The sequence below is a fragment of the Enterobacter sp. E12 genome (genome assembly GCF_014596715.2).
In the GTDB taxonomy this organism is placed as follows: domain Bacteria; phylum Pseudomonadota; class Gammaproteobacteria; order Enterobacterales; family Enterobacteriaceae; genus Enterobacter; species Enterobacter bugandensis.
Window position 1 is genome coordinate 2,861,198 of sequence record NZ_CP115601.1, and the last position, 22,188, is coordinate 2,883,385.

A 22,188-nucleotide genomic window follows, 5' to 3' on the forward strand; every position below is an offset into this window, starting at 1 on the left:
TTAATAGCGAAAGCGAAGATTTGTGTGACTTACGTTAAGTTGTTAATTTTTTTCATTTAGGCGCATTTATCAGTTATTCTTCTTATAAGAATAATTAATGAATAATTATGATAAGCTTCACATTAATGTCGTATTCAAGTCTTGCGAAACCAGGAAATTCGCGGTAATGGTGATGAAACGCTGTCTGTCAGACATCTAAGGAGTGCGCCATGAGTTACTCCCATCTTCTTGTTTCTGTTGCCGTTTCCCCCGAAAGCCACCAGCTTGTCGCCCGGGCCGTTTCCATCGCCCGGCCGCATAATGCGCGCATCAGCCTCATTACCCTCGCGGCCGAGCCCGAGATGTACAATCAACTGGCGGCCCCGATGCTGGAAGATATTCGTGAGGTTTTGCAGGAGGAAACGCAGCAGTTTCTGCGAGAGCTTGTCGAAAAAGCAGAGTACCCCATTGATGAAACCGTTATTGCGACGGGGGAACTGAATGCCCATATTCTTGATATGTGCCGCAAGCAGAAAATTGATTTAGTGATTTGCGGGAACCATAACCACAGCTTTATATCGAGGGCTACCTGCGCGGCAAAATCTATTATTGCCTCAAGCCAGGTAGACGTGCTGTTAGTGCCGCTTGGGGGGGCTTAACCCCCCCAGAGGAATATCAGGCGAGTTTAGGGAAGGTCGCGATCTTTTTTTGCAGATCGCCTTCGTGACTTTGCGGGGCTATTTCGCGTAGATCCTGAATAAAACGTGCCTGCCAGTGATTTATATCGTTATTCCGGATCGTCTCCATCATTTCGGCATGGCGGGAAATTCGCTCCGTCAGCGGCATGGTCAGCGCGCGGTTGAGGGCATTTGCCACATCATCCCGATCGTAAGGGTTAACGAGCAGCGCTGAGGTCAGTTCGTTCGCTGCCCCTGCAAACTGGGAAAGCACCAGCACGCCCGGATCCGCCGGGTCCTGAGCCGCCACGTACTCTTTTGCCACCAGGTTCATCCCGTCACGCAGCGGCGTAACCAGGCCAACGTCGGCGTAGCGGAAGACCTTCATCAGGATCTTACGGTCAAAATGCTGATTCAGATAAAAGAGCGGCGTCCAGCCCAGCTGGCCGTAACGCCCGTTGATGCGCCCTGCTTCTGTCTCCAGCTGATGACGAATGTCCTGATAGGCCTGCACTTCCCCGCGCGACGTTGGCGCGATCTGGGTATAGCGGATTTTACCGTGGTGCTGAGGGTATTTATCCAGCAGCGTTTCATACGCCAGGAAGCGTTCCGGCAACCCTTTGGAATAATCCAGACGCTCTACCGAGAAGATATTCTTCACGTGCTTGAGTTCATTCTTAAGCTGGGCCAGCTTCGGCGGCAGCGGGCCCGAGGCCTGTTCCGCAATTTCGTCGGGTTCAATACCAATCGGATAGACCTCGGTGTGGAAGGTTTTTCCCCACGCCGTATGGGTTTTGCCGCCGTTGGTTACCAGGCGCGTTTTGCCTGACACGGAGTCCAGGAACGCGAGACGGTCATTTTCGGTCTGGAAGCCCAGCAGGTCATAATCACACAGCGCCTCCAGCAGTTCTTCATGCGGCGGCAGCGCGGTGAAAATTTCCGGCGTCGGGAACGGAATATGCAGGAAGAAGCCAATCCGGTTATTGACTCCCCTTTTACGCAGCTCTCTGGCGAAGGGGAGCAGATGATAATCGTGGATCCATAAAATATCGTCTTCCTCAATTAAAGGCAGCAGTTTATCCGCCAGCAGCGCATTCACCCGCGAGTAGCCCTCGAAGGATTCACGCTGGAATTTCACCAGGTCAAGACGATAGTGAAACGCAGGCCACAGGACCGCATTGGAGAACTGCGAGTAATACTCGTCATAGTCTTTCTCTTTGAGCGCAAATGATGCCCACGTAATGTTCCCGCGCGTCACCTTTTTAAGCGGTTTCTCTTGTTCATTGATTTCACCGCTCCAGCCAAACCACAGCCCGCCAGCAGCTTTTAAGGCACCTAATACCCCTACCGCCAAGCCACCTGCACTGGCTTTTTTATCATCAGGCGGTGCAATTCGGTTAGAGACGACGACTAAGCGACCCATAATGGTTTCCCCCTTTGTTTTGCGCTATTTGTTGTTGTTGCTGGTTAGCGATATCAGAAATCCACTGCCAGACGGCCTCGACATTCGCCAGACGCCACTCTGCGACAGTGTCACCAGGCCCTACCTTGACGGCGATCCCTCCGGCCTGTTTCACCACGCGAAAACCGGCCTCATCGGTCAGGTCATCGCCAAAAAATACCGGTGTACGTCCCTTAAATGGCGGTTCCGCCATAAACGCCGCAATAGCGGCTCCCTTATTGATGCCCTCAGGTTTTATCTCAACGACGCACTTCCCCGGCTGCAGCGCGAGCTGCGGATGTGCATCGGCCACGCTTCGGGCAATCGCAAAGATCGCCGCTTCGTGATGCGGAGCCTGCCGATAGTGCAAGGCGAACGCCATGCCTTTCGCTTCCAGTTCCGTGCCCGGGAGCGACGCCAGCGCCGAGGAGAGTTCAGTATGTAACGCCTGAATTAAGGTATCGGGGAGTGATACAACATGCAGTTGATCATGGATATCGCGGCGCTCCGCTCCGTGTACACCGGCCAGCGGAAAGTGGTAAGGACTGGCGAGCACATCCAGCTCGGCCATTGAGCGCCCTGAAATCAATGCCAATGCGCCCTCGTTCAGTCGAGAGAGCTGCTGCAAATTCTCTAGCACCGTATCCGGTACGACCACGTCGTCAGGATGCGGCTGGATCCCGGCGAGCGTCCCGTCGAGGTCAAAAAAGAAAGCATATTTTCCGGGCAGTACAGGCGGTGCGGTTAACAAGTCAGCCACCCTAATCCTCCTTACGGTTTACGAGAGGTAAACGCCTTTACCTCTTTCATAGCCATGTAAGTATAGACAGTGTGATGGGCCTCGCCATTTGACAACCGCCCCGCCAGCAAAACTGGCGAGGCGGTTCAGGGGTCAACTATGGTTATTAGTTGAGCAATAGAAAGTCAGCGCTGGGGTTACACGGTACGCTTCGCTTTTTGCTTGTAACGGTCGAAAATCACGGCTGCCAGCAGGATCAGGCCGCGCACGACGTACTGAGAGAACGGCGAAATATTCAACAGGTTCATGGCGTTTTCCACCGTGCCCAAAATCAGGATACCGGCCACCACATATGAGATTTTTCCGATGCCTCCCTTGAGGGAAACGCCCCCTAAAACGCACGCCGAGATGACGATCAGCTCATAACCGATAGACGTCATTGGCTGGCCGCTGGTCATACGCGACGCCAGAATAATCCCCGCCGCGGCGGAGACCAGCCCGGAGAGCACAAAGATAATAATCTTGGTGCGTACAACCGGCACCCCTGCCAGACGGGCCGCTTCTTCATTACCGCCGATCGCCAGCGTATTACGGCCAAAGGTGGTGCGGTTCAGCAGGAAGCCGAACAGGATCAGGCAGGCCACGGTGAGCCAGATAGGCGCAGGCAGGCCCAGCCAGTTGGCGTAGCCCAGCGTAAAGAAGCGCTCGTCTTCAATCCCTACCGCTTTACCGTCGGAGATGATATAGGCCAGACCGCGGACTATCTGCATCGTTGCAAGCGTGGTAATCAGGGCATTAATCTTCAGGCGTGCGATAACAAAACCGTTCACCAGACCGCTGATCACGCCGAGCAACAGACCGGCAAAAACGCCAATCCACAGGCTTTCCGTCATGTTGATCACCACCGCCGTGGTGACGCCCGCGCAGGCGATAACCGAGGCCACCGACAGGTCGAAATCACCGGAGGCCAGACAGAAGAGCATGCCGCAGGCCACCATGCCGGACATGGAAATCGCCAGTCCCAGCCCTTTCATATTAATGAAGGTGGCAAAATTAGGGACGAAGATTGCACAGGCGATGAAGAGTGCGGCAAAGACCACCAGCATGCCGTACTGATCCCAGATGCGTCCAAAACTAAAAGCCGACTTCGGCGCTCCGGATGTAGTAACAGAGGACATCTTTAACTCCTTACTCAGGCGACAGCCTGGCTGACTTTAGGCATGGCGAGGTTCAACGCCTGTTGTTCATTCGCCTGTTCATGAAGTAATTCACCGGCGATTTCGCCTTCGCGCATCACTACAATGCGGTCAGCAACGCCAAGCACCTCAGGCAGATCGCTGGAGGCGAACAGCACCGCCACGCCGCGTTTTGCCAGTTCATATATCACGTTGTAAATCTCGTGTTTTGCGCCCACATCGATACCGCGCGTCGGCTCGTCCAACAGAATGACCTTCATATCCTCCGACAGCCAGCGGCCTAAAATGGCCTTCTGCTGGTTTCCTCCTGACAGATTCATAATCAGCTGTTCCGGTCCCGGCGTTTTGATATTCAGCGAGCGAATATGATGGTCGGCGTTGCTCGACTCCCAGCCGTCGTTAATCAGGCAACCCGCGCGGATAAATTTACGCCGGGCGGAAATGTTGATGTTGTCGCGCACCGAATGCACCGGAATGATCCCCTCCGCCTTGCGGTCTTCCGGGCAGAGCATCATCCCGGCCCTGATTGCGTGGGCGGGTTTCTGGATATCCACCTGCTCGCCGTCAATGGAGACCTGCCCTGCGGTAATGCGTGTACCGCCGAACAACCCTTTCATCAGCTCGCTGCGCCCCGCCCCAACAAGGCCAAACAGACCGACGATCTCACCGCTGCGTACGGATAACGAAACCGGCGTTCGCACGCCCGGCGCTTTGACGTTGTCCAGACGCAGGCGCTCGGGGCCGTACTCGCGCGGTTTCCAGTGATAGATATCGCCCAGATCGCGCCCGACCATCGCCTGAACAAGCTGATCATGGTTAACCTGCTGCATATCGGTAAAGGTGCGCACATAGCGCCCATCCTTAAATACGGTGATGGCATCGCTCAGGGCAAATATCTCCTCCATGCGGTGCGACACGTACAAAATGGTGCGGCCTTCCTGCCGCAGCTCGCGGATCACGCGGAACAGGTTTTCGATTTCACGCGCGGAAAGCGAACTGGTGGGTTCATCAAAGGCAATAACCCTGGCGTTACGCGCCAGCGCCTTGGCAATTTCAACCATCTGCCACTGGCCGATGGAGAGGTATTTCAGCGGGGTCTGGGGATCGACGTCCAGACCAAGATGCTTAAGCTGCAGCCCCGCTTCATAATTAAGTAGCGAACGATTCACCACGCCGCTTTTGTGCGGAAGCTGGCCTAAATAGATATTTTCGGCCACGGTCATCTCAGGGATGAGGTGCAGTTCCTGATAGATAATGGCGACACCGGCGTTGAGCGCCGCCGTGGTATCGGCAAAGGCCACCTCTTCACCGCGAATGGCCAGCGTGCCGGTTGTTGGCGCGTAGTTGCCGCTGAGGATTTTTAGCAGCGTGGATTTCCCCGCTCCGTTTTCCCCCATCAGGGCATGAACCTGGCCGGCATAGCAGTCGAAGCTGATATCGGTCAGCGCGTTAACACCGGGAAACGTTTTCCCGATGCCGCGAAAAGAGAGATACGGATTAGACTGTTGCATAACGACTCCGTGATTCCTGTAGTGTGTACGTCTGGCCCCTTACGGCGAGTAAGGGGCACAATCACAGCGTATTACTTACCGCCCAATCCCTTTTTCGCCAGTTCCTCTTTGAAGTTGTCGCGGGTAATCAGCACCACGTCGGTCACTTCGGTAAATTTCGGCGGTTCAGCCCCTTTGGTTACCCAGTTGTAGAGCATTTCGCTGGATTTGTAGCCGTGAACGTCCGGGCTTGGCAGCAGAGAGCCGTAGAAGCCGGTGGCCTGCGCTTTGGACAGCTCGCTCACCGCATCCACGCCGTTGATGCCGATCCCGATAACGTCAGGCGCCTTGAAGCCCTGACCTTCCGTCGCGCGCACGCCGCCCAGCACGGTGTTGTCGTTCATGCCGACCACCAGCCAGTGCTTCACTTCCGGGTGCTGGACCAGCATAGAGTTCGCCGCGTCAAAGGCGCCCGGGATGTCGTTAGATTTGGTTGGCACTTTATAGATCTGTTTTTCAGGGAAGCCGGCCGCTTTCAGCGCGTCCATTGATCCGGTCGTACGACGACGCGCCGTGTCCAGCTCGTCTGCGGTGATGGCCATGACGGCGGTCTCTTTCACATCCCAGCCGCGTTTCTGCATCTCTTTATAAAGCTCCTGCCCCTGACGTTCACCAATTTTGGTCGCCGCCATCATGACCAGCGGAACGCTGTCCATCGGTTTGCCTTTGGCGTTAACGAACTGATCGTCAACCGCAATAACCTTCATGTCGTAACCGCGGGCTTTCGCCGCAATTGCCGATCCGAGTTTTGGATCCGGAGTGCAGATAACAAAGCCTTTCGCGCCGCTGGCCGCCAGGCTGTCGATGGCGTTCAGGGTTTTTTCACCGTCCGGCACGGCGATTTTAATCACTTCAAAACCTAAATCTTTTCCGGCTTTATCAGCGAATTTCCATTCGGTCTGGAACCAGGGTTCTTCCGGCTGTTTTACCAAAAAACCGAGTTTTAAATTCTCAGCGATAGCGGATTGTGACATAACGGCAGCCAGACCGATGGCCGCCAGCGCTTTAGTAAATTTGTGCATGGTAAACTCCAGCTTTAGCATTCTTTTCTGTAGGGAAGATTTGCGTGCTTCTTATTTAATCGGACTTAAAACAAGGCATTAGCGCTTACCTCGTCATAAGCGTTATTGCTGGTGATAGTTTTAGCGGGAAATTAATCATCCATAAGAGAGCCCCATCACACCGCAGAATTACAGTAATTGCGTACATAAATTCAGCGAAAAATGACATAAAAAAGGTAGGAATTGTCTGACAAATGAAAGCAGGGTAAGCAGAATTATCCATAAGATTAGCTAAGAAATCCCTGATGCCTTACGGCGGATGTCGCTGCGGCTCTCCCCTGACGGGGATCCATGCTTTTCATCAAAAAAACGAACGCATCATGAAAAGGCGTTATTCCGTTAAAATTGACTTAGCGCAAATTCAGCAACGCATCATATATTTGAAATGAATCATCTGTATTTATTTTTCTTATAGAGCATTATTCCGGCTAAATGTTCACGAAAGTAAATCAGTATCCCTCGAAAGATACTTAACCTTTAATATCAACAGGTTAATAAAATTTCATTTGGTGGCTATATATTTGTATTTTTGTACTATATTAAACTTTGTAATGTATGGTAAACACAGCCTAATTAAGAGTTTTCTTAATCATAAGACAAAGGTATGCTTATTTATATCGAACACAGGAAGTGAATTTTCGATCGATTTTAGTCACTGCAAAAATTGCAATTCTGTTTTTCTTCGTATTTGCCTGGCTGTCAGGTTAAGCAGCGGACATCACGTCCCACAGTCTATAAGGATATGAGTATGGCTACCCAAACGATGATGCAAAAACTTAACGCGCAGATGAACCTTGAGTTCTACGCCTCGAACCTGCACCTTCACCTAAGTGCATGGTGTTCTGAAAAAAGTCTCACGGGCTCTGCCACGTTCTTTCGTTCACAGGCACAAAGCAACGTCACCCATATGATGCGCGTCTTTAACTTCCTGAAGGCCGCGGGGGCTAACCCGGTTGTTAAAGCCCTTGATGGGATCAACGAAAATTACTCTTCTCTGGAAGAACTGTTCCAGAAAACGCTGGAAGAGCATGAGCAGCGCTGTACGACGCTCAACAAGCTGGCCGATGAAGCCAGAGCACAGCATGACATCATCACTCTTAAATTTTTACGCGATATGGATAAAGAACAGCAGCAGGACGGTATGCTGCTGAAAACGCTGGCGGATGAGATCCACAATGCGCGCCAGGCCGGTTTACGCCCGGAGCAAGCCGACCGCCACCTGCTCGATCTTGTGACGGTGCAGCACCACTAAGCGTTTAACCTGCCTTTGCCCTGGTTCAGGGAGGCAGGTTTCTTCTTATCTCCCCAACCCTCTGCTTTTGCTGAAATTTAACAAATCAGATCTCGCTCTCAATGATTAACCATACAAAATGTAATGATTTATTTAATTACATAATCATTGACGAGGGAAAAGCATGATCACCATTGAGTTTGTTGTCATTCTCCTCTGCCTGCTGACGGGAACACGTTTCGGCGGCATGGGGCTTGGGTTAATCAGCGGTATTGGCCTTTTTATTTTGTGTTTTGTCTTTGGGCTCCAGCCCGGCAAGCCTCCGGTTGACGTCATGTTAACCATTCTCGCGGTGATAGGCTGTGCCGCTACCCTGCAGACCGCGGGTGGCCTCAACGTCATGATGCAGTTTGCTGAACGCCTGCTGCGCAAACACCCGCAGCACATCACGCTTCTCGCCCCTTTTACCACCTGGATGCTGACCTTTCTGTGCGGCACCGGGCACGTGGTCTACACCATGTTCCCCATCATTGCGGATATCGCCCTGAAAAAAGGGATCCGCCCGGAACGCCCAATGGCGGTGGCATCGGTGGCATCCCAGATGGCGATCACCGCGTCTCCGGTTTCCGTCGCCGTTGTGTCGCTGGTCTCCATCCTGGCCGCACAGCATGGGATTGGGCACGCGTGGGGGATGCTGGAAATCCTCGCCGTATCGGTTCCCGCTTCGCTTTTCGGCGTCGCGATCGCGGCCCTGTGGAGTTTACGTCGGGGGAAAGATTTGGCTGACGACGGGGAGTTTCAGGAGAAACTGAAAGATCCCAAACAGCGCGAGTTTATCTATGGCGGCACGGAGACGTTAATGAACCAGCGTTTTCCGAAGCAGGCCTACTGGTCGACATGGATTTTCTTTGCCGGTATTGCGGTGGTAGTCCTGCTCGGGGCTTTCCCCGAACTGCGCCCGGCCTTCGAACTGAAAGGTAAAATGACGGCCCTGTCGATGAACCTCGTCATTCAGATGATGATGCTCATTGCCGGTGCCGTGATGCTGATGGCCTGCAAGGTCAATGCCTCAGCCATCTCAAACGGTGCGGTATTCAAGGCCGGTATGGTGGCGATCTTCTCGGTATTCGGGGTGGCGTGGATGAGCGATACCTTTTTCCAGGCGCATCTCGATGAGTTAAAGCTGGCGCTGGAAGGGGTGGTGAAAAGCCATCCGTGGACGTATGCCATCGTGCTTTTCCTGGTGTCGAAGCTGGTAAACAGCCAGGCGGCGGCCCTGACGGCCGTGGCGCCGATGGGATTGATGTTGGGCATCGATCCAAAAATGCTGATCGCCTTCTTCCCGGCGTCCTACGGCTATTTTGTTCTGCCGACCTACCCGAGTGATTTAGCCTGCATCGGCTTTGACCGCTCGGGAACAACCCGCATAGGCAAATTCATCATTAACCACAGCTTTATTCTGCCGGGGCTAATTGGCGTGAGCTGCGCCTGCGCGGCGAGCTACCTGCTGGTCCAGACCTTCTTTTAACGTTTTCAACGGGCGACACGCGTGGTCGCCCGTTCGCGTTTTAATGAGACTCGCCCTGCGGCGTAAAACGCAGTTCAATCAGCGCGATGGCTTTCTGGATCGCGCGAAGCGTCACCGGGTCGGCAGCCGCGGGATGGCTGGCAAAATCGATGTTTTTCAGCTGCGTGGACATCTTCTCGCGCACTTCAACCGGTGCAATAACGTCCAGAACATCAAGTATTTGCTTGATAACCAGCTGACAGGCGACAACGTCAGAGACCAGTTCCTGATCGGCGTTCAGGTTTTGTGACATGGGGGTTTCTCCTTATTCAAAGGCCGCCATAGTATCAAAACGTGGCCCGTGACATCTGCCCTTCATTGCCGCAGGACACAAAAAAACCCGCCGAAGCAGGTTTTTTTTTATCAGAACATGGCGCCAGGCGGCACGTCTTTAAAAGTGCGGCAGTAATTGGCCCACATACTTTTCAGGATTTTGCGCAGTTTCATTGTGATGCTCCATTAACTTGTTATACAACTTTATTGTCAATGTGCCTATAATATGACCATCGTCACAAAAATCAATATTTTTGTGACGCATATCACAATTTAAACTGCGCAGTGCGCATTAACCCACGATACTGCGAACAAAATCCTCGATCGCCTTATCCTGGCAATTTTCAAAGAAGCACTGCTGGAAACGCGGGCCGGAAACAGCGGTCTTCACCAGCTCAGGATCGATGGCGCGCAGCGAGTCAAGATAGTTATCTTTTACCACGGCCGCTTTTACCTGGTTCAGAATACCGGCGTTACGCACCTGCGGCTCTTTACGCTCTGGAGGATAACCCTCCCCTTTTCGGCCGGTAAACGCCTTTTCAAAGATAAAGCGAACGTTTAGCTCCGCTCCCCAGCCAAACCCTTTGGCAAAAGGCAGCGAGAGCGCATTGCCGTTATTGATTTGCGCGAAGAGAAACGCGTCTGCGGGATCGATGCAGTAGCCGCATATCACGCCAGGGTGGATGTTTAACGACATCAGCGCCCCCTGCCCGGTGCCGCAGCCGGTGACCACAAAATCCACCGCTTTCGCATTCAGCAAAATGCTCGCCATAATGCCCAGGTGGATGTAGGTCAGGTGATGATCGTTTTCGTCGCTCATACCCACGTTGTAAACCGGAAACCCTTTTTCATCGGCTACCGTTTTCAGCTCTTTTAATATGACTGGGTTTTTAGCCGCCTGGCTGTTTTCCATCATCAGTGCAATTTTCATCGTTTCTCTCCAGAATGCGCTGCGGGCGCTCCCCGCCATGGATACCTGTTCCCGTTCATTCTGGCATCAAATAAACAGACTTTCAAAGTAAATGAAATGCAGTTTTAAAAACTAAATGCACGCTCACAATTTTGTGAAGGGGAGGATCTACGCCGTCCGTTGCAAAGAGTGAGGGTAGATCGTCCGGCTATTCCTGGCATTGCAGCGGGCATCTGCGGGTACGATAACGTATTTCCATCCACTCAGAGCGAACCATGAAAAGAGCCATCGTAGCCGCTACAGTCCTGCTGCTCGCGGGATGCAGCGTTAAACGCCAGGCGGAAATCAGCAGCCTCGACGCGCCGAACGGCATTGTCCGCCTCGACTATGGCCAGGCCGTGCTGCAAAACGCCTGGTCCGATGAATATGTTAATAACGGTACCGCGGTAAAAGCCTGTCAGAACATGGGCTATGCCACCGCCTCTGCCTACGGGCAGCCGGTCAAAACCTGTACCCTGACAAGCGGCTCTTTGTGCCTGAACGAGAGCGTTACTATCCAGTATAAGTGCATGGGGTATGCCGTTAACCCTAAGGCAAATAATCCCTGGTATTAATCAAAGCTGCCAGCGTTTGCTGGCGCTTTATTTAACTAAGAACAAAAATAATTCGCATTAATAAAAATAAATATCGCCAATGCGTTTTATTCCCATTCGTATTTTAAACGAACAAATATTTAACTTTACTTTTTGCAAATAATTAAATAACAAATTATAGTGTCGCTCATTATGAACCCGTAATAATAATCCGGAGCGCCACCATGCTGAAAACTGAAATGATCGACAAGCTCAATGCACAAATGAACCTTGAGCTCTATTCATCCCTTCTCTACCAGCAGATGAGCGCCTGGTGCAGCTATCACAGCTTTGAAGGTGCGGCCGCGTTTCTGCGTCGTCACGCCCAGGAAGAGATGACCCACATGCAGCGCCTGTTTGATTATCTGACCGATACGGGCAGCCTGCCGCGCATTGAGAACGTGGCATCGCCTTTTGCTGAATATAATTCTCTCGACGAACTGTTCCGCGCCACCTACGAGCACGAACAGCTGATCACCCAGAAAATTAACGAACTGGTTCATGCGGCAATGATCGGCCAGGATTATCCAACCTTTAATTTCCTGCAGTGGTACGTTGCGGAACAACACGAAGAAGAGAAGCTGTTTAAATCCGTGCTGGATAAATTATCCCTGGTGGGTAAATCCGGCGAAGGACTTTACTTTATTGATAAAGAACTATCGACTCTCGATACGCAGAATTAATATCAGCGCGGTGCCGGTTTCCGGCGCCGCGTTAATTTACCTTTCCCCTGCATTAAAACACGCATTTTATTCCCCGTACGCCTTATTTACGTCACGCCTGACCGTCGCCCCACTCAGGATGAGCAGTAGCGCAATACGTAAACCTTTCATTACACGCCTTGTAACGGTGGTTTGACGAATTACCGCTTTTGCCTTACTCTGCGCCGCAGATTTTGTTGCGGTTAAGCGTCGTTGTAGAGGAAAGCGTGAAGAACAGAACCCTGGGAAGTATTTTTATCGTCGCCGGAACGACGATTGGCGCAGGAATGCTGGCAATGCCTCTGGCTGCCGCGGGAGTGGGATTTGGGATGACCCTGCTGCTGCTTGGCACGCTCTGGGCATTAATGTGCTATACCGCACTGCTGCTGCTTGAGGTTTACCAGCATGTGCCCGCCGATACCGGGCTGGGTTCGCTGGCGGCGCGCTATCTGGGACGCTACGGCCAGTGGATCACCGGCTTTAGCATGATGTTCCTGATGTACGCCCTCACGGCCGCGTATATCAGCGGTGCCGGGGAGTTAATCGCCTCCAGCGTCAACGACTGGTTTGGCTCTGACATTACCCCTGCAACGGGGGCTATCTTCTTTGCGCTTATTGGCGGCGGCGTGGTCTGCGTGGGCACATCGCTGGTCGATCTCTTTAACCGTTTTCTCTTCAGCGCCAAAATTCTGTTTCTGGTTGTCATGCTGGCACTGCTGGCACCGCACGTGCACAAGGTGAACCTGCTGACGCTGCCGCTGGAGCAAGGGCTGGCGCTTTCCGCCATCCCGGTCATTTTCACCTCGTTTGGCTTCCACGGCAGCGTGCCGAGCATCGTCAGCTATATGAACGGTGATGTCCGCAAGCTGCGTCGTGTGTTTGTTATCGGCAGCGCCATTCCGCTGATCGCCTACATTTTCTGGCAGCTGGTGACGCTGGGTAGCATTGACTCTTCAACCTTCGTCGGGCTGATGGCGCAGCACGCTGGCCTGAACGGTTTTCTGTTGTCTCTGCGCGAAGTGGTCACCTCGCCGCACGTGGAGCTGGCGGTTCACCTGTTCGCCGACCTGGCGCTCGCGACCTCGTTCCTGGGCGTAGCGCTCGGCCTGTTCGATTACCTGGCCGACCTGTTCCAGCGTCGCAATACTGCCGCCGGGCGGTTACAGACCGGAGCCATTACCTTCCTGCCGCCGCTGGCGTTTGCGCTGTTTTACCCTCGCGGGTTTGTGATGGCGCTGGGCTACGCGGGGGTGGCGCTCTCTGTCCTGGCCCTGCTGCTCCCTTCCCTGCTGGCGTGGAAAAGCCGTCAGCAGCATCCTCAGCAAGGATATCGCGTCGCGGGAGGAAAACCGCTGCTGTGCGTTGTGTTTGGCTGCGGGGTAATGATTATTCTGGTGCAGGTGTTGATTGCCGCCGGGATGCTGCCGGAAGTGGGTTAAAGATAAAAGGGGCTATCATCAGCCCCTTTTTTTATCAGTGCAGGCAGCAGCTCTTAAACTTCTTCCCGCTGCCGCAAGGACACGGATCGTTACGCCCCACTTTCGTGCCGTTCACGACAGGCTTCTTCGCTTCCGGCTGCTGCGGGTTCTCCACCCAGTAGTTGTATAAGCGCATGGCCGCAGGCTGGATGCTCTCGATGCTGGCGATATACTCCTCTTCGGACAGTTCATCCAGCTTCTCGCTGTTCTCTTCCGTTCCGTGCAGGGCAATCACGTCGAGATCGGCCTTCAGGGCTTCCGGCAGGGCTGACCAGTCCGTCAGCGCCACGCCGCGCATATAGCCATAGCACCACTCTTCGACCACGGTGTAACTCTCACCGTCAACGTCGTTATAGCCGAACAGCGGCTCAAACTGATCCGGGTATTCACTCAGGCGCTCGGCAATGTCGTTCATGTGCTTAAAGCAGAGATCGATAAAACGGTTCATTTCACGATCGTTTTTCCAGCGCGGGATGTACTTCTCCCCGCCCCACACCGCCACCAGCCAGGCATCTGGCTCAACGACAACAGGGCCGGAAAGCACTGCAGTAAGCATGCCGTCCAGTTCGGACACGTCAATCACGGACGCATCGTCATGACCGTAAGACATTAATGTCTCTTCCAGCCACGCCATTTCGCTTTCATTTAATGGACCTTCCGTCATCGCGGACACTCCTGATAAAAAAGGAAAGGATCCTACCACAGATCGCACGCCTGCCCTGGCTGAAGTTTAGGTCTTTATTGCTGCAAAAGTGTGCAAATCGTGACCGTTGCACAACTTATGGGCTTTATTGTTAACGATGTGTGATCTCCGCTGTAAATTCTTCTCCTGGCGCAGGGCGGGATAACGCGGCGCTCTATACTCAAACATGTCATAACCCCGTCAAGGGGTTAACCATTCTGGCAACGTTTTTGCTTGCTGTTCTTCGCGCGACGCTGCGCATGGAAACCTCGCCGTATCACGCAGGATGCCGTTCGTTTAGTGCATTTTGTTCTTGCTCGTGTTTTTGGATTGGCTGCGCCCTGGGCGTTCAGGCTTACGCCGTGGTGCAAAAACCTCTTTGCTAAGGAACATAATAATGTCGCTGAAATTTATCAAAACGCCTGTTTCTCTTGTGCTGGCCGGTTGTCTGGTAACGGCATTTTCCGCCCGGGCAGATATCGTGATCGGTGTCGCCGGACCGTTCACGGGCCCTAATGCCACCTACGGCGATCAGTACTGGCACGGCGCAACGCAGGCCGCCGAAGACATTAACGCCGCAGGCGGTATTAACGGTGAGAAGATCAAACTGGTTCAGGGGGATGACGCCTGCGAGCCTAAGCAGGCGGTGGCCGTCGCCAACCGCTTGGTCGACCAGGATAAGGTCAACGCCGTGGTCGGCCATTTCTGCTCCTCTTCCACCATGCCCGCCTCCGAGGTGTATAGCGACGCGGGCATCATCGCGATTACTCCTGGCTCAACTAACCCGCAGATCACCGAACGCGGCATGAGCGACATGTTCCGCATGTGCGGCCGCGACGACCAGCAGGGTCAGGTCGCCAGCGACTTCATCATCGACAAGCTGAAAGCCAAACGCGTGGTCATCATTCACGATAAAGACACCTATGGACAGGGACTGGCTGATGCCACCAAAGCGGCGCTGGCGAAGCGCGGGGTCAAGGATGTGATGTATGAAGGTTTATCCCGCGGTGAAAAAGACTTTAACGCGCTGGTGACGAAGATCGGCGCGCAAAAACCGGACGTGGTGTTCTTCGGCGGCTGTCACCCGGAAGCTGGCCCGCTGGTTCGCCAGATGCGTGAACAGGGGGTGCAGGCGAAATTCTTCTCCGGCGACTGCATTGTCAACGAAGAGATGGTGACGGCAGCGGGCGGCCCGCAATATACCAACGGCATTTACATGACCTTTGGTAAAGATCCGCGCCTGATCCCGGACGGTAAAGCGGTTATCGACAAATTCCGCGCCGGTAAATTCGAGCCGGAAGGTTATACCCTCTACTCCTATGCCTCCGTACAGGCCATTGCCGCAGCCTTCAAGGCCACCGGCGGCAAGGATTCCGCGAAAGCCAGCGAGTGGCTGAAAGCCAATTCCGTCGACACGGTGATGGGCAAAAAAGCCTGGGACAGCAAAGGCGACCTGAAAGTGTCTGACTACGTGGTTTACCAGTGGGACGACAAGGGAAAATATAAGGAAGTGCAGTAACGGGACGGAATCACGCTCAACGTCGGCGGGCTTGCCCGTCGGCGCGTAATAAACATCAGGCTGCGCGCCTCGCGCAGCCTATAAAACGAGCGCGCTAAGATGAGTACATTCTTCCTGCAGCAGTTAGTCAATGGCTTAACGCTGGGCTCCGTCTACGGCCTGATCGCCATCGGCTACACCATGGTGTACGGCATTATCGGGATGATCAATTTCGCCCACGGCGAAGTGTATATGATTTCCGCCTATCTCTGCGCCATTGGTCTGGCGCTGCTCTCTTTCTTCGGGCTTGAGTCCTTCCCCTTGCTGATTCTGGGTACGCTGGTGTTCACCATCGCGGTAACTGGCGTGTACGGCTGGACTATCGAGCGTATCGCCTACAGGCCGCTGCGCAACTCCACGCGCCTGGCGCCGCTTATCTCCGCCATCGGGATGTCGCTTATCCTGCAAAACTACGCCCAGCTTAGCCAGGGCCCGCGCCAGCAAGGGGTGCCGACCATGCTCGACGGCGTGATTCGACTGCATCTTGGCGACGGGTTCGTGCAGATAACCTACACCAAAGTGTTTATTCTGCTCGCCTCGTTTGCCGGCATGCTGTTGCTTACGTGGATAATCAACCATACCCGGCTGGGGCGGATGTGCCGCGCGGTACAGCAGGATCGCAAAATGGCCTCTATTCTGGGGATCAACACCGACCGGATTATCTCCCTGGTCTTTGTTATCGGCGCGGCGATGGCCGGCCTGGCGGGCGTGCTCATCACCATGAATTACGGCACCTTTGATTTCTACGTCGGGTTTGTGATTGGCATTAAGGCCTTTACGGCGGCGGTGCTCGGCGGTATCGGTTCCCTGCCCGGCGCCATGCTCGGTGGCCTTATCCTGGGCGTCGCAGAAGCCCAGTTCTCGGGCATGGTGAACTCGGACTATAAAGATGTCTTCTCGTTTGGCCTGCTGGTCCTGATCCTGATTTTCCGGCCCCAGGGTCTGCTCGGGCGTCCGGTTGTGGCCAAAGTGTGAGGAAGAGAATGATGACATCGCACGGTTTTTCTCTAAAGCGCTGCGTTCTGGACGCGATTTTTTCCGGGCTGATTGCGCTGATTATCTTCGGCCCGATTGCTGGCGTGGTGCTGGACGGGTACAGCTTTAACTTTGCCGGACAACGGCTGGCCTGGATGGTCGGCATTGTAATGCTGGGGCGTTTTCTCTTGAGCGCTTTTTTGGGTACCGCCGCGGGCGCTCGTTTCCAGGCGCGCTTCGAAGCTGATAACGCGGGCGTCTATGTTAGGCCACCGGACTACAAAAGCCGCATGCGCTGGATTATTCCTCTGTTGATTGCGCTTGCGGTTTGCTTCCCGTTTGTCGCCACCAAGTATGTACTGACCGTCGCCATTCTCGGGCTGATCTACGTGCTTCTCGGTCTGGGGCTGAACATCGTCGTGGGGCTGGCCGGCCTGCTGGACCTGGGGTACGTCGCCTTCTACGCGATTGGCGCGTACGGTCTGGCGCTGGGGTATCAGTATCTGGGGTTAGGCTTCTGGAGCATGCTGCCGCTGGCGGCAATCATGGCCGCCGCCGCCGGTGCCCTGCTCGGTTTCCCGGTACTGCGCATGCACGGCGACTATCTGGCGATCGTCACCCTCGGGTTCGGGGAGATCATTCGCCTGATCCTGAACAACTGGCTGACCTTCACCGGCGGCCCCAACGGCGTGTCAGCCCCTCCCCCCACCTTTTTCGGCCTGGAATTTGGACGACGCGCGAAAGAAGGCGGCGTGCCTTTTCACGAGTTTTTCCACCTGACCTACAACCCGAACATGAAGTTTATTTTTATCTACGCGGTGCTGTTCCTGGTGGTGATGCTGGTGCTCTACGTCAAACACCGCCTGACGCGGATGCCGATTGGCCGGGCGTGGGAAGCCCTGCGAGAAGACGAAATTGCCTGCCGCTCGATGGGGTTGAATCACGTCCTGGTGAAGCTCTCCGCCTTTACGCTGGGCGCGTCGACCGCGGGGATTGCCGGGGTGTTCTTCGCAACCTATCAGGGGTTTGTGAATCCGACCTCCTTTACCTTCTTTGAATCCGCGCTGATCCTCGCCATCGTGGTGCTGGGCGGCATGGGCTCGACCCTTGGCGTGGTGCTGGCCGCCTTCGTGCTGACGGTAACGCCGGAGCTGCTGCGCAGTTTTGCTGAGTATCGTGTCCTGCTGTTTGGCATGCTGATGGTGGTGATGATGATCTGGCGTCCACGCGGCCTGATCCGCATTAACCGCAGCGGGTTTGCCGTGCGTAAGGGCGTGGCGCCATGAACGGGACGATATTGCGCGTGGAACATCTGATGATGCACTTCGGTGGGATTAAGGCGCTTAACGATGTAAATCTGGACGTGCAGCGCGGCTCCATTACCGCCCTTATCGGGCCAAACGGAGCGGGAAAAACAACCGTGTTTAACTGCCTGACGGGTTTCTATAAGGCCTCCGGCGGCAATATTTTATTTTCTACCCGCACTAAAACGACCAACGTTATTCAGGTCCTCGGACAAAAATTCCAGCCGGGCGACTGGATTAACCCCGCGCAGTTCGGGCAGCGCCTGTTCTACAAAATGTTTGGTGGAACGCACCTGGTGAACCGCGCCGGGCTGGCGCGCACCTTTCAGAACATCCGCCTTTTTCGCGAGATGTCTGTCGTGGAAAACCTGCTGGTTGCGCAGCATATGCGCGTTAACCGCAATCTGCTCGCCGGGATCTTAAACACGCCGGCATATCGGCGGGCGGAAAGCGATGCCCTGGACAGGGCCTTCTACTGGCTGGAGGTGGTGGACCTGGTGGAGTGCGCCAATCGCCTGGCGGGAGAGATGTCGTACGGGCAGCAGCGGCGTCTGGAGATCGCGCGGGCAATGTGTACCGGGCCCGAGATGATCTGTCTCGATGAGCCTGCCGCCGGGCTTAACCCGGTCGAAACGCATAAGCTGAGCAGCATTATTCGTTTCCTGCGCGATCGTCATGACATCACGGTCTTACTGATTGAACATGATATGGGGATGGTGATGGAGATTTCGGACGACATTATCGTGCTCGACCACGGCGATGTCATTGCCAGAGGGAAACCCGAACAGATCCAGCATGATGAAAAGGTGATTGCTGCCTACCTGGGTACGGACGAAAGCGAGGTGACCCTATGACCGAACCGCTGCTGGCATTTCGCGAGGTGGATGTGTTCTACGGCGCCATTCAGGCGCTGAAGCAGGTCTCCCTGGAGGTCAATAAAGGTGAGACCGTGGCGCTGATTGGCGCTAACGGCGCGGGTAAATCCACATTGCTGATGTCTATCTTTGGCCAGCCGCGCATCCGGAGCGGGCAGATTCTGTTCAGTGGTGACGACATTAGCCATCAATCCACCCACTACGTCGCCTCCGGCGGCATTGCGCAGGCGCCTGAAGGCCGGCGTGTCTTCCCGGATATGACCGTCGAAGAGAACCTGCTGATGGGAACCATCCCCATCGGCAATCGGTTTGCGGCTGAAGATATGCAAACCATGTTCGACCTGTTCCCTCGCCTCAAGGAGAGGCGCAAGCAGCGCGCGATGACCATGTCCGGCGGGGAACAGCAGATGCTGGCGATCGCCCGGGCGCTGATGAGCCGTCCCAGGCTGCTGTTGCTGGATGAACCGAGCCTGGGCTTAGCGCCGATAGTGGTGAAACAGATCTTCCAGACGCTGCGCGAGCTGGCCCGCAACGGCATGACCATTTTTCTGGTGGAGCAGAATGCGCACCATGCGTTGAAGCTTTCCGACCGCGGATATGTGATGGTTAACGGGCAGATCCGGTTGAGCGGCAGCGGCGAGGAGCTGCTGGGAAATCAGGAGGTGAGGAAGGCGTATTTGGGTGGGGTGTGATTTGATACCTAAGGAACCATTAGAAATATTTTCATATAAATAACAATGAGATATTCACGAAAAGTATAGCACGCAATGCCTTGAAAGGGCCTGAATTTGTTGATTTATTAGTCTCTGACAATAACGTCAAACTCACTGAAAAGGAGCGTTCAGAATGGCTATACCCGCATATTTATGGCTCAAAGATGACGGAGGGGCGAATATTACAGGTTCTGTAGATGTTCAGCACCGTGAAGGTAGCATTGAGGTTTTATCGTTTGGCCATGGTTTACACATTCCAACCGATGGCAATACGGGGAAACTAACCGGTACCCGCGTCCACTCCCCACTAACAATCGAAAAAGAGTTTGATTCATCCTCTCCTTACCTTTACCGGGCTGTAGCAACTGGCCAGACCCTAAAGTCAGCTGAAATCAAATGGTACCGTATCAACGATGCAGGGCAGGAAGTTGAGTATTTCAATATGCTTTTAGAAAATGTGAAAATCGTAGGGATAACGCCTGTAATGCATAACGTAAAAAATCCCTCAATGGAAAAACACAATCACCTAGAGGCGATAGAACTGCGTTATGAGAGAATCACATGGAAGCACTGTGACGGGAATATCCAGTTTACTGACGGCTGGAATATTCGGGTTACAGCATGATTATTGCGCGCTATGCATTGAATGGCTTACCGTCATCTATTCTTACCGTTCCGGGGGTAGGAAACTTTCCGGCATTCTCAGGCCAACTCTATGGCAGAAACAATCCGACTATGGCAAGCAAATCAGAAATCGGGCCGATCCCGCCTGGACGTTACTTCATCGTGAACCGACAGAGCGGAGGCAGGCTCGGAGGACTAAGTGATTTTGCCCTGAAAAATATTTATGGCACCGATCGCTCAAAATGGTTTGCCTTATACAAAGATGACTGGCAGATAGATGATCAAGTATTTGTTGAAGGTGTCCGGCGTGGCCATTTCCGCCTCCATCCGATAGGACCAAGAGGGTTAAGCGAAGGCTGTATAACCCTTCTTCATCTGAGTGACTTTGATTACTTGTACGAAGCTATTATGAAAACAACTATGATGCCAGTACCTTGCACGAGCTTTAAAGCTTACGGGACAATAACAGTAACATGAGGACTTTTATAGAAATCACCTTCAGCCTTGCAATCGGTCTTATCAGTTTTCTTCTATACACGCGCTGGCTTTTTATTTTGATACCTGCCGAATGGGCTTATGCCATGATGGATCATTTCGGCACATACGGGATAGAAGAACTGGAGGATACGTTAGTCGATATCGCCTCTTTGTTTGGATTGCTTCCGGCAATTCTTACAGGTTTGTTAGTAAGAAAAATAGTAAAAAGAATGTGATTTATGAGCCTTCAGGCTTAGCCTCAAGGTATTTTTTGATTCAGAAACGCAAAACCCCTAATCGTTGGATACCCAACTTTCGGGGTTCACTTCATTTCGGTAGTTTCACGATAACGTCGTTAAATAAAACTATCGTCGTCATTGCTGTAGTCGTCATCTACATCGTCGTTCTGCCAGACGTCGTTATTACTGCCGAACGGATCGTTCTGGTTGAGGAAACGGGTGTCAGAGACGTTATTAACATCGCCGTATTGATTACCGACAAACGGTTCACCACCGACGGGCATTGTCGGTTCTTCGATGATGTTCACGATCTCTTCCGGCCGCGACTGATGGAACATGCTGGTAAGCATCTCAGCAAGCGCGATGCCACCGGCCACACCAGCGGCTGTCTGGAGCGCGCCAGCCATAAAACCGCCGCCGCGAGTAGCCGGCGCTGGCGCCCGAGAGTAATCCTGCGCCGACGGCTGTTGCGGCTGGGCATTCCAGCTGTTGTCAGGCTGCGGGTTACTATTCCCGCCACCAAACAGGCCGCCGAGGAAACTGCCGCCCGTCGAGGGTTTGCTTTTTTGCGCGGCTAATTCGCTTTCAAGCTCCTGAACCCGGGCCTGCAGGCGTTTCAGCGCCGCTTCCTGAATCAAAATCGACTGCGCCATATAGTAGGGGGCCGCAGGCTGCTGTCTGACAAATTCAGCGATATGACGCTCTGCATCTGCATCCCGTTGGCTGTTTTGTTGTCCGGCCTGTTTAAGACGCTCGAAAAGGCCGTTGATAAGCTGCTGTTCTTCATATTGCATGACAATAACCTTCCGCTCTCCAGGGTGGATACCAACCAGTTTATCAGCGGCGGCAACCTGTGTCTGGCGAGTGAAATGTTTGTTTAAAATTGGTTGCAGGTTAGCTGAAAATCGCCCTGCTTTCCGGGCTTGATATTAGAGAGTTAGGCTTAACGTTCTGGTATGGCAGCAAATTCCCGGGCACAGCACGATCGTGATGATGAGATACGATCACTTCGCGCTAAGCTAGAGCGCACAAAAAAACCACCTTTCGGTGGTTTCACGACACTGCTTATTGCTTTGATTATTCTTTGTTTCCCATGGTACCCGGAGTGGGACTTGAACCCACACAGCGCGAACGCCGAGGGATTTTAAATCCCTTGTGTCTACCGATTCCACCATCCGGGCTCGGGAAGAAAGTGGAGGCGCGTTCCGGAGTCGAACCGGACTAGACGGATTTGCAATCCGCTACATAACCGCTTTGCTAACGCGCCGTAAAACTTTTCTAACTGACACCCGCAATTGCGCATGTC

At 53.6% G+C, this 22,188-nt stretch carries 24 protein-coding genes and 2 tRNA genes; 14 read left to right on the top strand and 12 right to left on the bottom strand.

Annotated elements, in window-relative coordinates:
- Positions 1 to 209: 209 nt before the first annotated feature.
- Positions 210 to 638 (top strand): universal stress protein UspC, encoded by a 429-nt coding sequence (gene uspC / locus IB212_RS13635; protein ID WP_041909414.1) that lies wholly within the window; start codon positions 210 to 212, stop codon positions 636 to 638.
- A gap of 16 nt (positions 639 to 654) precedes the next feature.
- Here the strand turns inward: uspC and otsA are convergent, their stop codons facing one another.
- The 5 genes from otsA to araF all read right to left on the bottom strand — a co-directional run bounded on the left by otsA (position 655) and on the right by araF (position 6,604).
- Positions 655 to 2,079 (bottom strand): alpha,alpha-trehalose-phosphate synthase, encoded by a 1,425-nt coding sequence (otsA, locus tag IB212_RS13640; RefSeq protein ID WP_028013656.1) that lies wholly within the window; start codon positions 2,077 to 2,079, stop codon positions 655 to 657.
- Positions 2,054 to 2,857: a trehalose-phosphatase gene (gene otsB, locus IB212_RS13645; protein ID WP_028013657.1), complete on the bottom strand. Its 804-nt coding sequence runs from the start codon at positions 2,855 to 2,857 to the stop codon at positions 2,054 to 2,056. The genes otsA and otsB overlap by 26 nt, the downstream gene beginning before the upstream one ends.
- Before the next feature lie 176 nt (positions 2,858 to 3,033).
- Positions 3,034 to 4,014 carry an arabinose ABC transporter permease AraH gene (gene araH, locus IB212_RS13650; protein ID WP_032644894.1) on the bottom strand — a complete coding sequence of 327 codons (981 nt, stop codon included), beginning with the start codon at positions 4,012 to 4,014 and terminating at the stop codon, positions 3,034 to 3,036.
- A 14-nt stretch (positions 4,015 to 4,028) separates the two neighbouring features.
- The gene (gene araG / locus IB212_RS13655) at positions 4,029 to 5,543 is read right to left on the bottom strand and encodes an L-arabinose ABC transporter ATP-binding protein AraG (protein WP_028013659.1); all 1,515 of its coding nucleotides are present in this window, start codon (positions 5,541 to 5,543) and stop codon (positions 4,029 to 4,031) included.
- Between the two features lie 71 nt (positions 5,544 to 5,614).
- Positions 5,615 to 6,604 (bottom strand): arabinose ABC transporter substrate-binding protein AraF, encoded by a 990-nt coding sequence (araF, locus tag IB212_RS13660; RefSeq protein WP_008500409.1) that lies wholly within the window; start codon positions 6,602 to 6,604, stop codon positions 5,615 to 5,617.
- 787 nt (positions 6,605 to 7,391) lie between these two features.
- On the opposite strand from araF, the gene IB212_RS13665 reads away from it, so the two are divergent.
- Positions 7,392 to 7,895 (top strand): non-heme ferritin-like protein, encoded by a 504-nt coding sequence (locus IB212_RS13665; protein ID WP_028013660.1) that lies wholly within the window; start codon positions 7,392 to 7,394, stop codon positions 7,893 to 7,895.
- Between the two features lie 163 nt (positions 7,896 to 8,058).
- A complete protein-coding gene (locus tag IB212_RS13670) occupies positions 8,059 to 9,402 on the top strand; it encodes an anaerobic C4-dicarboxylate transporter (protein WP_041909412.1) in 1,344 nt (447 codons plus the stop codon).
- 40 nt (positions 9,403 to 9,442) lie between these two features.
- Here the strand turns inward: IB212_RS13670 and IB212_RS13675 are convergent, their stop codons facing one another.
- From IB212_RS13675 to IB212_RS13685, 3 genes are all read right to left on the bottom strand, one after another.
- Entirely contained in the window at positions 9,443 to 9,694 is a 252-nt protein-coding gene (locus IB212_RS13675) for a DUF2766 family protein (protein ID WP_041909410.1), read from the bottom strand.
- Between the two features lie 110 nt (positions 9,695 to 9,804).
- Complete coding sequence (gene azuC / locus IB212_RS13680) at positions 9,805 to 9,888, bottom strand: stress response protein AzuC (protein ID WP_014884364.1); 84 nt, start codon at positions 9,886 to 9,888, stop codon at positions 9,805 to 9,807.
- A 118-nt stretch (positions 9,889 to 10,006) separates the two neighbouring features.
- A complete protein-coding gene (locus IB212_RS13685) occupies positions 10,007 to 10,645 on the bottom strand; it encodes an RpiB/LacA/LacB family sugar-phosphate isomerase (protein ID WP_028013662.1) in 639 nt (212 codons plus the stop codon).
- Positions 10,646 to 10,899: 254 nt separating this feature from the next.
- Here IB212_RS13685 and yecR point away from each other — a divergent pair, with 254 nt between their 5' ends.
- The 3 genes from yecR (at position 10,900) to tyrP (ending at position 13,396) form a co-directional block, all read left to right on the top strand.
- Positions 10,900 to 11,238, top strand: coding sequence for a YecR family lipoprotein (gene yecR / locus IB212_RS13690; protein ID WP_041909409.1), 339 nt, complete (start codon positions 10,900 to 10,902; stop codon positions 11,236 to 11,238).
- Positions 11,239 to 11,441: 203 nt separating this feature from the next.
- Positions 11,442 to 11,939 (top strand): non-heme ferritin, encoded by a 498-nt coding sequence (gene ftnA, locus IB212_RS13695; protein ID WP_028013664.1) that lies wholly within the window; start codon positions 11,442 to 11,444, stop codon positions 11,937 to 11,939.
- Positions 11,940 to 12,184: 245 nt separating this feature from the next.
- Positions 12,185 to 13,396, top strand: coding sequence for a tyrosine transporter TyrP (gene tyrP / locus IB212_RS13700; protein ID WP_041909407.1), 1,212 nt, complete (start codon positions 12,185 to 12,187; stop codon positions 13,394 to 13,396).
- A gap of 34 nt (positions 13,397 to 13,430) precedes the next feature.
- On the opposite strand, the gene IB212_RS13705 is transcribed toward tyrP, so the two are convergent.
- A complete protein-coding gene (locus IB212_RS13705) occupies positions 13,431 to 14,099 on the bottom strand; it encodes a YecA family protein (protein WP_188245991.1) in 669 nt (222 codons plus the stop codon).
- Between the two features lie 415 nt (positions 14,100 to 14,514).
- Here IB212_RS13705 and IB212_RS13710 point away from each other — a divergent pair, with 415 nt between their 5' ends.
- The 8 genes from IB212_RS13710 to IB212_RS13745 all read left to right on the top strand — a co-directional run bounded on the left by IB212_RS13710 (position 14,515) and on the right by IB212_RS13745 (position 20,879).
- Positions 14,515 to 15,636 carry a branched-chain amino acid ABC transporter substrate-binding protein gene (locus IB212_RS13710; protein WP_028013667.1) on the top strand — a complete coding sequence of 374 codons (1,122 nt, stop codon included), beginning with the start codon at positions 14,515 to 14,517 and terminating at the stop codon, positions 15,634 to 15,636.
- Between the two features lie 99 nt (positions 15,637 to 15,735).
- Complete coding sequence (locus tag IB212_RS13715) at positions 15,736 to 16,650, top strand: ABC transporter permease subunit (RefSeq protein WP_047362805.1); 915 nt, start codon at positions 15,736 to 15,738, stop codon at positions 16,648 to 16,650.
- A gap of 11 nt (positions 16,651 to 16,661) precedes the next feature.
- Positions 16,662 to 17,936, top strand: a complete 1,275-nt coding sequence (gene livM, locus IB212_RS13720) for a high-affinity branched-chain amino acid ABC transporter permease LivM (RefSeq protein ID WP_047362806.1) — start codon at positions 16,662 to 16,664, stop codon at positions 17,934 to 17,936.
- Complete coding sequence (locus IB212_RS13725) at positions 17,933 to 18,808, top strand: ATP-binding cassette domain-containing protein (protein ID WP_045260336.1); 876 nt, start codon at positions 17,933 to 17,935, stop codon at positions 18,806 to 18,808. The genes livM and IB212_RS13725 overlap by 4 nt, the downstream gene beginning before the upstream one ends.
- Positions 18,805 to 19,521 (top strand): ABC transporter ATP-binding protein, encoded by a 717-nt coding sequence (locus tag IB212_RS13730; protein WP_126818457.1) that lies wholly within the window; start codon positions 18,805 to 18,807, stop codon positions 19,519 to 19,521. The genes IB212_RS13725 and IB212_RS13730 overlap by 4 nt, the downstream gene beginning before the upstream one ends.
- A gap of 154 nt (positions 19,522 to 19,675) precedes the next feature.
- Positions 19,676 to 20,167, top strand: a complete 492-nt coding sequence (locus IB212_RS13735) for an Hcp family type VI secretion system effector (protein WP_008500392.1) — start codon at positions 19,676 to 19,678, stop codon at positions 20,165 to 20,167.
- Positions 20,164 to 20,643 (top strand): DUF2778 domain-containing protein, encoded by a 480-nt coding sequence (locus IB212_RS13740; protein WP_188245992.1) that lies wholly within the window; start codon positions 20,164 to 20,166, stop codon positions 20,641 to 20,643. The genes IB212_RS13735 and IB212_RS13740 overlap by 4 nt, the downstream gene beginning before the upstream one ends.
- Positions 20,640 to 20,879 carry a hypothetical protein gene (locus IB212_RS13745; RefSeq protein ID WP_041909397.1) on the top strand — a complete coding sequence of 80 codons (240 nt, stop codon included), beginning with the start codon at positions 20,640 to 20,642 and terminating at the stop codon, positions 20,877 to 20,879. The genes IB212_RS13740 and IB212_RS13745 overlap by 4 nt, the downstream gene beginning before the upstream one ends.
- 119 nt (positions 20,880 to 20,998) lie before the next feature.
- Here IB212_RS13745 and IB212_RS13750 read toward each other — a convergent pair whose 3' ends face one another.
- The 3 genes from IB212_RS13750 to IB212_RS13760 form a co-directional block, all read right to left on the bottom strand.
- Positions 20,999 to 21,676, bottom strand: coding sequence for a DUF2076 domain-containing protein (locus tag IB212_RS13750; protein WP_041909395.1), 678 nt, complete (start codon positions 21,674 to 21,676; stop codon positions 20,999 to 21,001).
- 300 nt (positions 21,677 to 21,976) lie between these two features.
- A tRNA-Leu gene (locus IB212_RS13755) sits at positions 21,977 to 22,063 on the bottom strand.
- 12 nt (positions 22,064 to 22,075) lie between these two features.
- A tRNA-Cys gene (locus IB212_RS13760) sits at positions 22,076 to 22,149 on the bottom strand.
- Between the last annotated feature and the right edge of the window lie 39 nt (positions 22,150 to 22,188).